General features: G+C 60.7%; 12 protein-coding genes. All 12 read left to right on the top strand.

Annotated elements, in window-relative coordinates; all coding sequences use genetic code 11:
- Positions 1-8 precede the first annotated feature (8 nt).
- The 12 genes from ACA071_RS22995 (at position 9) to ACA071_RS22940 (ending at position 12320) form a co-directional block, all read left to right on the top strand.
- On the top strand, positions 9-614 hold the full coding sequence (locus ACA071_RS22995) for a DUF4823 domain-containing protein (protein WP_497641266.1): 606 nt from the start codon (positions 9-11) through the stop codon (positions 612-614).
- 16 nt (positions 615-630) lie between these two features.
- On the top strand, positions 631-1191 hold the full coding sequence (locus tag ACA071_RS22990; protein ID WP_497641265.1) for a DUF1285 domain-containing protein: 561 nt from the start codon (positions 631-633) through the stop codon (positions 1189-1191).
- Between the two features lie 207 nt (positions 1192-1398).
- The gene (locus ACA071_RS22985) at positions 1399-2115 is read left to right on the top strand and encodes a FadR/GntR family transcriptional regulator (RefSeq protein ID WP_497641264.1); all 717 of its coding nucleotides are present in this window, start codon (positions 1399-1401) and stop codon (positions 2113-2115) included.
- 123 nt (positions 2116-2238) lie between these two features.
- Positions 2239-3114 carry an SMP-30/gluconolactonase/LRE family protein gene (locus tag ACA071_RS22980; protein WP_497641263.1) on the top strand — a complete coding sequence of 292 codons (876 nt, stop codon included), beginning with the start codon at positions 2239-2241 and terminating at the stop codon, positions 3112-3114.
- Between the two features lie 198 nt (positions 3115-3312).
- Positions 3313-4131 carry an SDR family oxidoreductase gene (locus ACA071_RS22975; RefSeq protein WP_497641262.1) on the top strand — a complete coding sequence of 273 codons (819 nt, stop codon included), beginning with the start codon at positions 3313-3315 and terminating at the stop codon, positions 4129-4131.
- Positions 4132-4261: 130 nt separating this feature from the next.
- On the top strand, positions 4262-5266 hold the full coding sequence (locus ACA071_RS22970; protein WP_169373629.1) for a substrate-binding domain-containing protein: 1005 nt from the start codon (positions 4262-4264) through the stop codon (positions 5264-5266).
- A 64-nt stretch (positions 5267-5330) separates the two neighbouring features.
- Positions 5331-6872: an L-arabinose ABC transporter ATP-binding protein AraG gene (gene araG, locus ACA071_RS22965; RefSeq protein WP_497641261.1), complete on the top strand. Its 1542-nt coding sequence runs from the start codon at positions 5331-5333 to the stop codon at positions 6870-6872.
- Between the two features lie 12 nt (positions 6873-6884).
- A complete protein-coding gene (gene araH / locus ACA071_RS22960) occupies positions 6885-7853 on the top strand; it encodes an L-arabinose ABC transporter permease AraH (protein ID WP_054052214.1) in 969 nt (322 codons plus the stop codon).
- Positions 7854-8039: 186 nt separating this feature from the next.
- Positions 8040-8753 carry a GntR family transcriptional regulator gene (locus ACA071_RS22955; protein ID WP_497641260.1) on the top strand — a complete coding sequence of 238 codons (714 nt, stop codon included), beginning with the start codon at positions 8040-8042 and terminating at the stop codon, positions 8751-8753.
- Entirely contained in the window at positions 8750-9748 is a 999-nt protein-coding gene (locus tag ACA071_RS22950) for an ADP-ribosylglycohydrolase family protein (RefSeq protein ID WP_497641259.1), read from the top strand. The genes ACA071_RS22955 and ACA071_RS22950 overlap by 4 nt, the downstream gene beginning before the upstream one ends.
- Positions 9749-9931: 183 nt before the next feature.
- Positions 9932-11398 carry a purine-cytosine permease family protein gene (locus ACA071_RS22945; protein WP_497641258.1) on the top strand — a complete coding sequence of 489 codons (1467 nt, stop codon included), beginning with the start codon at positions 9932-9934 and terminating at the stop codon, positions 11396-11398.
- Positions 11391-12320 carry a PfkB family carbohydrate kinase gene (locus tag ACA071_RS22940; RefSeq protein WP_497641257.1) on the top strand — a complete coding sequence of 310 codons (930 nt, stop codon included), beginning with the start codon at positions 11391-11393 and terminating at the stop codon, positions 12318-12320. Before ACA071_RS22945 ends, ACA071_RS22940 begins: the two co-directional genes overlap by 8 nt.
- The last annotated feature ends 8 nt before the right edge of the window (positions 12321-12328 follow it).

Here is a 12328-nt window from a genome sequence, read left to right as displayed (position 1 = left end):
AGGGTAGGATGCGTAGCCTGGTTTTGCTGCTGGCCGTTATGGCGCTTGGTGGCTGCATGAATGTCAGCGACATGGGCGAAGGTGTTCGCTACCACATGAGCGACGCGGGGCTGCTGGATCACAGCAACAGTCAGCGCGTGAACAACTTCCGCATTCAGCCGGACTCATTCATTTACATTGCTCAGGGTGCTTTCGCACCACCGGGCAGTGCTTACCCGCGACCTAACGTGGTCGCCGAAACAGCCTTCGACGGCTTTATCGAATACTTCCCGATGGTCCGCCGCGCCCGTGCGCCGGAAGGCCTCGACGCCGCCATGGGCGAAGCCCGGGCCGCTGGTGCGCATTACCTGCTCTATACCCGGTTTGCCAAGGCCGACGACCGCATCGGCAACTCGGACGAATGGCTCGACCAGGAAGCTGTGGACCGCCTCGGCATCGACAGTGGCGTGATTCAGATCATGTTGATCGAGACCAGCACCCAGTATTTGATCGATACTGCACGGATCAAGAGTCGTGGCGGTTTACTGACGTTCCACGACACCAAGCCCGAAGATCTGCTGGGCCCGCCGCTGGAGCAATACGCTCGTAGCCTGTTGGGCCTCAGCGAACAGTAATCCTGAGGAGATCGCCATGAGTGGCCCGCAAAAAGCCAACGACCTGCTGGGGCAAATCCCCAAGACCAAAGGCTTGCCACCGGTCCACCTGTGGAACCCCGACTTCTGCGGCGACATCGACATGCGCATCGCCCGGGACGGCACCTGGTATTACTTGGGCACACCGATCGGGCGCAAGCCGATGGTCAAGTTGTTCTCCACCATCATCCGCCGCGACGGCGATGATTACTTCCTGATTACCCCGGTCGAGAAAGTCGGCATCAAAGTCGATGACGCGCCGTTCGTGGCGATTGCTGTAGATGTCGAAGGCGAGGGCGAAGCTCAGCTTCTACGTTTCACCACCAATGTCGATGAGACGGCCGAGGCGGGAGCCGAACACCCAATGCGCGTCGTGATCGATCCCGTGACACAAGAACCTGCGCCCTACGTGCATGTGCGGACCAACCTCGAAGCGCTGATCCATCGCAACGTGTTCTATCAATTGGTGGAATTGGCGGTGAGTCGTGAGATCGATGGGCAGCGCTGGTTGGGTGTGTGGAGTGGTGGCGAGTTCTTCCCCATCGGTCTCGAACCGTAACCGGATCAAATTGTGGGAGTGGGCTTGCTCGCGAAGGCGTCGTGTCAGTCAGCATATTAATAAACTGACAGGCCGCTTTCGCGAGCAAGCCCGCTCCCACATTTGTTTTGTGTTGTCTCGAAAAATCAATTTGACAGCCAATCATATGATGATTAGCGTGGACCTCCATCGCGAACGGCTTTTTGCCGTCCCTGCTTCGAGGTTTTCATGTCCAGCAGTTTTCATGCGTCGACGGTCGATTGGCTCGGTTGCTGGATTGCCGCCGGCCAGGTGAAGCCCGGCGAAACCATCAAGGTTGAAGCCGCCCTCGGCGAGCAGCTTGGGGTCAGTCGCACGGTGATTCGCGAAGCCATCAAGACCTTGGTCGCCAAGGGCTTGCTCGAAGTCGGGCCGAAGGTCGGGACGCGGGTGCTGCCGATAAAACGTTGGAATCTGTTTGATCCGCAAGTCGTCGGCTGGCTGTCGCGCAGTGGCCTGCCGGAAAACTTCGTTGACGACTTGCTCGACCTGCGCCGCACCATCGAACCCATGGCGGTGCGCTGGGCTTGCGAGCGCGCCACCGTCGAACAGGTGCAAGCCATTCTTCAGGCGTACAACGCGCTGGAGCGGGCGGTGGACAGCGGCATCGATTACAACCGCGCCGACCAGTTCTTCCACGAGTGCATCCTCGCCGCCAGCCACAATCAATTCATCGAACAAATGGTCCCGGCCCTCGGCGCGCTGCTGGCGGTGTCTTTCGAAGTGTCCGCCGCCGACCCGGATGAACTGCGCCGCACATTGCCGATCCACAAAGACATGGCCGACGCCATCGCCGCCCGGGATGCCGCGCGGGGTGTGTGGGCCTGCATGACCCTGATCGACAACGCCGACCTGGCAATCAAACGCTTCTACCCACAAGTCATGGCCGACAAAAAAGCCAGCTAAAACACAATTCCCATGTAGGAGTGAGGCTTGCCCGCGAAGGCGTCGTCAAATTCAACATTGATGCCACAGTCACAAAAGCAAACCCGCTCCCACACAAAAAACAATAACAATGCAGGAGGTTTCATGACGTGGACTGCCGTTACCGAACACCGCGCCCAACTCGGTGAAGGCCCTTTCTGGGACGCACCCACCCAAGCGCTTTACTGGGTAGATATCGCTGGCAAGCAAGCGCTGCGATTGATCGGCAATAACGTGCAGATCTGGCAGATGCCCGAGCATGTGTCCGCCTTCATCCCCTGCGAAAGCGGCGACGCACTGGTGACCCTCAGCAGCGGCGTGTATCGGCTGGATCTCGACTCACTGGGTTTGGAACCCCAGCTGACCCTGCTCTGCGTCGCCGACCCACAACCAGGCAACCGCCCCAACGAAGCCCGCTGCGATGCCCAAGGCCGGCTCTGGCTCGGCACCATGCAAAACAATATCGGCGAGAACGGCGAAGACCTGCCCATCGAGCGTCGCTCCGGCGGCCTGTTCCGTATCGACCACGACGCTCGGGTAACGCCGCTGCTCAGAGGGCTGGGCATTCCCAACACCCTGTTGTGGAGCGATGACTCGACTCGCCTGTACTTCGCCGACAGCCTCGACAGCACGCTCTATCAACATTTCATCCGCACCGACGGCGCCCTCGACCCGGCCCAGGTCTGGTTCGGCCCCCACGAACGCGGCGGCCCCGATGGCTCGGCAATGGATTCCCAGGGTTACTTCTGGAACGCTCGATGGGATGGCAATTGCCTACTCAGACTCAGCCCTGAAGGCCAAGTCGATCGGGTGATCGAACTGCCGGTTAGCCGACCTACCAGTTGCGTATTCGGCGGCGAAGACTTGCAAACCCTCTACATCACCAGCGCCGCAAGCCCGCTCAACCATCCATTGGACGGCGCGGTGCTGTCGCTTCGGGTCGATGTGCCCGGAAAAACCTGTACGAGATTTGCTGGGTGAATCCCAAAATATGGGATGTAAAATTATATATTGAGATTATTTGGCGGTCGGGTTTATAGTCGGCTCCATCAGTTACACGCACTCACACTTAAAAAAACAAAACGGGTGAAGTGATGCAGCGATTTTCCAAACAGTTTTTCGGCCGGACATCGACAGATGCCCGGTTTTTGTCGTGCCTGAAAAAGGGAGTCCGGCTTCATGGCTGAGCCTCTTTCCTTGCCACCGGTGCCCGAGCCGCCGAAGGGCGAACGACTGAAAAACAAAGTCGTACTGCTGACCGGCGCCGCTCAGGGCATTGGCGAGGCGATTGTCGCGACCTTCGCCTGCCAGCAAGCCAAGCTGATCATCAGCGACATCCAGGGTGAGAAAGTCGAGAAAGTCGCGGCCCACTGGCGGGACAAAGGTTTTGACGTCCACGCGATCAAGGCCGACGTGTCCCATCAGCAAGACCTGCACGCCATGGCCAAACTGGCCGTCGAACGCCACAGCCGCATCGACGTGCTGGTCAACTGCGCCGGCGTCAATGTGTTCCGCGATCCACTGGAAATGACCGAAGAAGACTGGCGTCGTTGCTTCGCCATCGACCTCGACGGCGCCTGGTTCGGCTGCAAAGCCGTGCTACCGCAAATGATCGAGCAAGGCATCGGCAGCATCATCAACATTGCCTCGACCCATTCCTCCCACATTATTCCGGGCTGCTTCCCGTACCCGGTGGCCAAGCACGGCTTGCTCGGCCTGACCCGCGCCCTCGGCATCGAATACGCGGCGAAGGGCATTCGCGTCAACGCCATCGCGCCGGGCTACATCGAAACCCAACTGAACGTCGATTACTGGAACGGTTTTGCCGACCCCCAGGCCGAACGTCAGCGGGCCTTTGATCTGCATCCACCGCGACGCATCGGTCAGCCGATGGAAGTGGCGATGACGGCCGTTTTCCTGGCCAGCGATGAAGCACCGTTCATCAATGCCTCGTGCATCACCATCGATGGTGGTCGTTCGGTCATGTACCACGACTGAGGACAACGGATGTCGGACGCGGAACTCCGTCCGTCATCCAATCATCATACGATATGACTATTTGCTACACGTTTTGACCGCTGTATCGGCTTTCAAATAACGCTCAAAAAAAATAACAAGGAGTCAGCTTATGAATCGTCGTCGTGGGATCCGTTCCCTGTGCTGTGCCGCTTTGGCGGTCACGGCGGTCAGCCTGAGCAGTTCGCTGCTGGCGGCCGAGCAAGTGAAAATCGGTTTTCTGGTCAAGCAGGCGGAAGAACCCTGGTTCCAGACCGAATGGGCCTTCGCTGAAAAGGCCGGCAAGGACAAAGGCTTCACCGTGATCAAGATCGCCGTGCCGGATGGCGAGAAAACCCTCTCGGCCATCGACAGCTTGGCGGCCAACGGCGCGAAAGGCTTTGTGATCTGCCCGCCAGACGTCGGTCTCGGCCCGGCCATCGTCGCCAAGGCCAAGGCCAACGGTTTGAAAGTGATTGCGGTCGATGACCGTTTTGTCGATGCCAGCGGTAAATTCATGGAAGACGTGCCTTACCTCGGCATGGCCGCGTTTGAAGTCGGCGAGAAACAGGGCAATGCCATGGCCACCGAAGCCAAGAAGCGCGGCTGGGACTGGAAAGAAACCTATGCCGTGATCAACACCTTCAACGAACTCGACACTGGCAAGAAACGCACCGACGGTTCGGCCAAGGCGCTGACAGATGCCGGCTTCCCGAAAGACCACATCCTCTTTACCGCACAGAAAACCCTCGACGTCCCAGGCAGCATGGACGCCACCAACTCGGCGCTGGTGAAACTGCCCAGCGGTGCGAAAAACCTGATCATCGGCGGCATGAACGACAACACCGTGCTGGGCGGCGTGCGCGCCACCGAAAGCGCCGGGTTCACCGCCGCTAATGTCATCGGGATCGGCATCAACGGCACTGACGCCATCGGCGAACTGAAAAAGCCCAACAGCGGCTTCTTCGGCTCGATGCTGCCGAGCCCGCACATCGAGGGCTACAACACCGCAGTGATGATGTACGAGTGGGTCACCACCGGCAAAGAGCCGCCGAAATACACCGCCATGGACGAGGTGACGCTGATCACTCGTGAGAACTTCAAGCAGGAACTGGAAAAGATCGGCCTGTGGAACTGAAGGCCGGTTGATTTCATTGGCGGCCCTGGCGACGGGGCCGCCTGATCTGTGTGATGAGGTGGTTATGCAAGCGCAAACACAAACACAAGAACACCGCGGCGGCAGCTTGCGCTTCAACGGGATCGGCAAGACCTTTCCCGGGGTGAAGGCGCTGGACGGCATCAGCTTCGTCGCCCATCCGGGGCAGGTCCATGCCTTGATGGGCGAGAACGGCGCCGGCAAATCGACGTTGCTGAAAATCCTCGGCGGCGCCTACATCCCGAGCAGCGGCGACCTGCAAATCGGCGAGCAGACGATGGCTTTCAAGTCCACCGCCGACAGCATCGCCAGCCGTGTGGCGGTGATCCACCAGGAACTGCATCTGGTCCCGGAAATGACCGTGGCGGAAAACCTGTTCCTTGGGCATCTGCCGGCCAGTTTCGGCCTGATCAATCGCGGTGCCTTGCGCCAGCAAGCATTGGCTTGCCTCAAGGGCCTGGCCGATGAAATCGATCCGCAGGAGAAAGTCGGACGGCTGTCCCTCGGCCAGCGCCAATTGGTCGAAATCGCCAAGGCATTATCCCGTGGCGCCCATGTGATCGCTTTTGATGAGCCGACCAGCAGCCTTTCAGCCCGGGAGATCGATCGCTTGATGGCGATCATCGGTCGCCTGCGGGACGAAGGCAAAGTGGTGCTCTACGTTTCCCATCGCATGGAAGAAGTGTTCCGCATCTGCAACGCGGTGACGGTGTTCAAGGACGGCCGCTTCGTGCGCACGTTCGAGAACATGAGCGAACTGACCCACGACCAGTTGGTGACCTGCATGGTCGGTCGCGACATCCAGGACATCTACGATTACCGTCCGCGTCAACGCGGTGCGGTGGCGCTGAAGGTTGACGGTCTACTCGGGCCGGGCCTGCGTGAACCGGTGAGTTTCGAGGTGCACAAAGGCGAGATTCTCGGGCTGTTCGGTTTGGTTGGGGCAGGGCGCACGGAGCTGTTCCGCATGCTCAGCGGCTTGACCCGCAACACGGCCGGACGCCTGGAGCTGCGGGGCCATGAACTGAAACTGCGTTCCCCTCGAGATGCGATTGCCGCCGGGGTTTTGCTCTGTCCCGAAGACCGCAAGAAGGAGGGCATCATGCCGCTCTCCAGCGTCGCCGAGAACATCAACATCAGTGCGCGGGGCGCCCATTCCACGTTCGGTTGCCTGCTGCGCGGTCTATGGGAAAAGGGCAATGCCGACAAGCAAATCGCCGCGCTGAAAGTGAAGACGCCGAGCGCCTCGCAGAAAATCATGTACCTGTCCGGCGGCAATCAGCAGAAGGCCATTCTCGGTCGCTGGCTGTCGATGCCGATGAAAGTCCTGCTGCTCGACGAACCGACCCGTGGCATCGACATCGGCGCCAAGGCCGAGATCTACCAGATCATCCATAACCTCGCCGCCAGTGGTATCGCGGTGATTGTGGTGTCCAGCGACTTGATGGAAGTCATGGGCATTTCCGATCGCATTCTGGTGCTGTGCGAAGGCGCGATGCGCGGCGAACTGTCCCGCGACGAGGCCAATGAACCCAACCTGCTGCAACTGGCTTTGCCGCGCCAACGCGCTGACGGCGTGGCGAACTGAGAGGTAATTATGATGACCATCCAAAACAACGCTCTGCCCACCCAGCGCAAACCCCTGGACCTGCGGCGTTTTCTCGATGACTGGGTGATGCTGCTGGCGGCCATCGCCATCTTCGTCGCCTGCACGTTGCTGATCGACAACTTCCTCTCGCCGCTGAACATGCGCGGGTTGGGCCTGGCGATTTCCACTACCGGGATTGCCGCGTGCACCATGTTGTATTGCCTGGCGTCCGGGCACTTCGACTTGTCGGTGGGTTCGGTGATTGCCTGTGCCGGCGTGGTCGCGGCGGTGGTGATGCGTGACACCGACAGCGTATTCCTTGGTGTCGCGGCGGCGCTGTTCATGGGGCTGATCGTCGGTTTGATCAACGGGATCGTGATCGCCAAGCTGCGGGTCAATGCCTTGATCACCACGTTGGCGACCATGCAAATCGTGCGTGGCCTGGCCTACATTTTTGCCAATGGCAAAGCGGTCGGCGTGTCGCAGGAACAGTTCTTCGTCTTCGGCAACGGCCAGTTGTTCGGCGTGCCGGTGCCGATCCTGATCACCATCGTTTGCTTCCTGTTTTTCGGCTGGCTGCTGAACTACACCACCTACGGGCGCAACACCATGGCCATCGGCGGTAACCAGGAAGCGGCGCTGTTGGCCGGGGTCAACGTGGACCGGACCAAGATCATCATCTTTGCCGTGCACGGTTTGATCGGGGCGTTGGCCGGGGTGATCCTCGCTTCGCGCATGACCTCGGGGCAACCGATGATTGGCCAGGGTTTTGAACTGACGGTGATCTCCGCGTGTGTGTTGGGCGGGGTGTCGTTGAGCGGCGGGATCGGCATGATTCGCCATGTGATTGCCGGGGTGTTGATTCTGGCGATCATCGAGAATGCGATGAACTTGAAGAACATTGATACGTTTTATCAGTATGTGATTCGTGGTTCGATTCTGTTGTTGGCCGTCGTGATTGACCGTCTGAAACAACGCTAACCCCTCTACCTGATCGTTCCCACGCTCCGCGTGGGAATGCCTCAATGGACGCTCTGCGTCCGCTTGTGGGACGCAGAGCGTCCCGGGCTGCATTCCCACGCAGAGCGTGGGAACGATCAGTCCACCGGTCACCTCCCTTAAAAAATGCCTTGCTCGCCCGACCCTGTTTCGGTTATCAATTTGTACATGATTAGACAGGTTCGATTTGACAAGAAACAACGGGTGGTCGACGAACTCATCCGGCGCATCGAAAGCGGCCTCATGGAGGACGGCTTTCTGTTGCCGGGCGAGCATCAGTTGGCTCAAGAATTCAAGGTCAGCCGCGGCACGCTGCGTGAAGCCCTGGCCGAACTGAAGAGGCGCAACTACATCGCTACGCAAAGCGGCGTCGGCTCCATCGTCACCTTCGACGGTGTGGTGCTCGATCAGCACAGCGGCTGGGCCCAGGCCCTGGCGGACAGCGGGGCGCTGATCAACACCGAAGTGCTGCGCCTGGAAGCGGTCAGTCGTCCTGACTTGGTGTCGCGGTTCGGCACCGACCAGTTCATCACCCTCGACCGTCGCCGCCGTGCCAACGACGGCACGCTGGTATCCCTTGAACGCTCATTGATTCCCGCCACTGGCACCCTGGAAAGCCTGCCGCGAGTGGGCCTGATCGATAACTCACTGACTATCACCCTGGCCGCCTACGGTTACATCGGCGAACGCGGCGATCAATGGATTGGCGCCGAGCCACTGAACGCCGAAGACGCCGAATTGCTCGGTCGCCCAACCGGCACGGTATTCCTCAAGGCCCTGCGCACCACGTACGACCGTCAGGGCCGGTTCATGGAACAGGTCGAAAGCTTGCTCGACCCTGTGCATTTTCGTCTGCACCTGCAATTTGGAGAGTCAAAGTGACCGCGCTCAATCATGCCTTGGGCGCGTTCTATGGCTTGGCGTTGGGCGATGCCCTGGGCATGCCGACCCAATCCCTGAGCCGTGCCCAGATCAAGGCGCACTTCGGCGAAATCACCGATCTGGAAGACGCCGGCCCCGATCAACCGATCGCCGCCAACATGCCCAAGGGCTCGATCACCGACGACACCGAACAGGCGATCCTGGTCGGCCAATTGCTGATCGAAGGCGAAGGCCGGATCGAGCCGTCAGTGCTCGCGCAACGGCTGATCGAATGGGAAGCCGAGATGCAGGCCAAGGGCTCGCAGGATTTGCTCGGCCCTTCGACCAAGCGCGCCATCGAGATGATCCTCGCCGGCCATTCGCCGGAAGAGGCGGGGCGCTACGGCACCACCAATGGCGCGGCGATGCGCATCACCCCGGTCGGGATCGCGGCGGATGTCGCTGATCCAGAGCGCTTCATCAAGGCTGTGGTGCAGGCCTGCCAAGTCACCCACAACACCACGCTGGGGATTTCCAGCGCGGCGGCGGTGGCGGCGGTGGTGTCGGCCGGGATCAATGGCATGGACCTCGGCGAGGCCTTGAACCTGGGCATGCAGATCGCTCAGCAAGCTGAAGGCCATGGTCACTGGGTCGCCGGCGGGCGCATCGCCTCGCGGATCAGTTGGGCGCGGACCATCAGCATCGATAGCGACAAGGCCTTGCTGGCGGACTTGCTCTACGACGTCATCGGTACTTCCGTGGCCTCGCAGGAATCGGTGGTGGTGTCATTTGCCCTGGCCCAGCAAGTGGCCATCGGGGAGATGAACGCCTTCGAAGCCGTGTGCATGGCGGCGAGCCTGGGCGGCGACACCGACACCATTGCGGCGATTCTCGGCGCGATGCTCGGCGCTTGCCTGGGGCTGGAGAGCTGGCCGGCGGCGATGATCGAGAAGGTCAAAACCGTGAATGGCCTGGAGCTGGAACCCCTTGTGAAAGGACTCCTCGCCCTGCGCTGAGGTGTACGCAATAAACCTGTAGGCGCTGCCGAAGGCTGCGATCTTTTGATCCTGGCAGTCTTGAGGCAGCTGTAAATCAAGATCAAAAGATCGCAGCCTTCGGCAGCGCCTACGCGGGGTTGCGCAGGTCACTTAGAAATCCGTCTGCCCACAACCAAAACAATGGCAACAGGAGCATCCATCATGAGTTCATCGAACGCCGGGCCAAGCGCCGGGCAACTGGAAACCCGTGGCATCGAACCGGTCCCGGAAAGCGAGTGCAACGGTCATCCGCTGCAACTGTTCTGGGTCTGGTTCGCCGCCAACATCTCCATCCTCGGCTTGCCGCTGGGCGCCACGCTGGTGGCGTTTCGCGGCTTGGCGATCTGGCAGGCGATCATCGTCGCGATCCTCGGCGCTGCCGGCTCGTTCGCGGTGGTCGGGATCATCTCCATCGCCGGCCGTCGTGGCCGCGCACCGAGCCTGACCCTGTCCCGAGCGATCTTCGGCGTTCGCGGCAACATCGGCCCGACCGTGGTTTCGCTGATGTCGCGCCTGGGTTGGGAGACGGTCAACACCACCACCGCCGCCTTCGTGTTGCTGTCGTTGTGCTCGATCCTGTTCGGCTCGCCGGTGGAAGCGAAAAGCGCGCCAGTGCTGACATTGATCTTCATTGCGATTTTCGTCCTGCTGACCCTGTCGGTATCCGGCCTCGGCCACGCTACGTTGCTGGTGATCCAGAAGTGGGCGACCTACGTGTTCGGCGCGCTGAACATTCTTGTCGGCGGTTTCCTCTGCGCCACCATCGACTGGAGCGCGGTGTTCAACGCCACGCCGGCACCGCTGAGCGCAATGATCATCGGCGTCGGCACCATGGCTGCCGGCACCGGGATCGGTTGGGCCAACGCTGGCGCCGACATGTCGCGCTATCAGCACAAAAGCGTCAAAGCCGTGCGCCTGGTGGCCTCCGCCGCATTCGGTGCGGGGATTCCGCTGGTGCTGCTGATCACCCTCGGCGGCTTGCTGTCGGTGGGCAACAATGACTTGGCCCAAGCCACTGACCCGATCATCGCGATCCGCGACATGCTGCCGACCTGGATGGCCGTGCCGTACCTGATCACCGCATTCGGCGGCTTGCTGCTGTCGAATAACCTGTCGGTGTACTCCGCCGGTTTGACCACGCTGACCCTCGGCCTGAAGGTCCCTCGCGTCTACGCGGTGGTGGTCGATATCGTCGCGATCTTCGCCGGTTCGATCTACTTCATGCTGATCGCCGATAGCTTCTACGGCCCGTTCATCACCTTCATTTCCCTGCTGGCGGTGCCGATCACCGCGTGGGTCGGGATCTTCGTCGTTGATCTGATTCACCGTCATTACTACAGCCCCAAAGACCTGCTGGACGTCAGCCCGAGCAGCGCCTATTGGTATCGCGGCGGCATCGAGTGGCGTGCCTTCGGTGCGTGGGCGATTGCGATCGTGCTGGGCTTCAGCTTCACCACCATCGGCACCACGGCCGAAAACATCTGGTTCCGCGGCTTCCTGTCCGACTCGTGGCTGGGCCATAACGGCCTCGGCTGGATCGTGACCTTTCTGGTAGCGGGCGGCATTTATTTCGTACTCGGCGGGGCCAAGGATCGTCGCGCTGCACTGGTTGAGAACGCTCATGCCTAAGTTGTTGCACACCGGCCAGGTCATCATCGACCTGGTCATGGCCGTGGATAAACTGCCCCAGGCTGGCGGCGACGTGTTGGCGCAATCCGCCAGTTTTGAAGCTGGCGGCGGGTTCAACGTGATGGCCGCGGCCCAGCGTAATGGTTTGCCGGTGGTTTACCTCGGTCGGCATGGCACCGGGCGTTTCGGCGACCTGGCGCGAGAGGCGATGAAGGTCGAAGGCATTCAGATCGGCATCGCCCACAAGGCCGAGCGCGATACCGGGTTGTGCGTCGCTGTGACCGACGCCTCGGCCGAACGCAGTTTTATTTCCTATATCGGCGCCGAAGGCGAGGTGTCCACCGAGGACCTGGCGAGCGTGCCGGCCGAGGCGGGGGACTATGTCTATGTCAGCGGTTATAGCTTGCTGCACGTTGGCAAAGCGCAGGCGCTGGTGGATTGGGTGTTGGGATTGCCGAAAGGCATCAACGTGATTTTCGATCCGGGCCCGTTGGTGGAGTCGCCGGATGAGCCGCTGATGAATGCGCTGCTGCCACGAATCGATGTGTGGACCAGCAACAGCGTCGAGGCGCTGCGGTTTACCGGGGGCTCGGACATTGATGAGGCGTTGGATCGGTTGGTCGATCATCTGCCGGCCGAAGTGTTGATGGTGGTGCGAGATGGCCCGCAAGGGTGCTGGATTCGCCAGCGCGGTGATTGTCAGCACGTGCCCGGGTACAAGGTCGAGGCGGTGGACAGTAACGGCGCCGGGGATGCCCATGCCGGGGTGTTTGTGGCCGGGTTGGCGCAAGGATTGCCGGCGGTCGAGGCGGCGCGGCGGGCGAACGCGGCGGCGGCTTTGGCCGTGACCCGGTGGGGGCCGGCGACTTCGCCGGGTATTGCTGAAGTCGATGCGTTGATCCGCGAGACGTTCGGCGACTGATCGGACGC

The sequence above is a fragment of the Pseudomonas sp. LBUM1646 genome (assembly GCF_059716165.1).
Note: the sequence above shows the minus strand (reverse complement) of the source record. Positions and strands in the feature narration are given on the sequence as shown.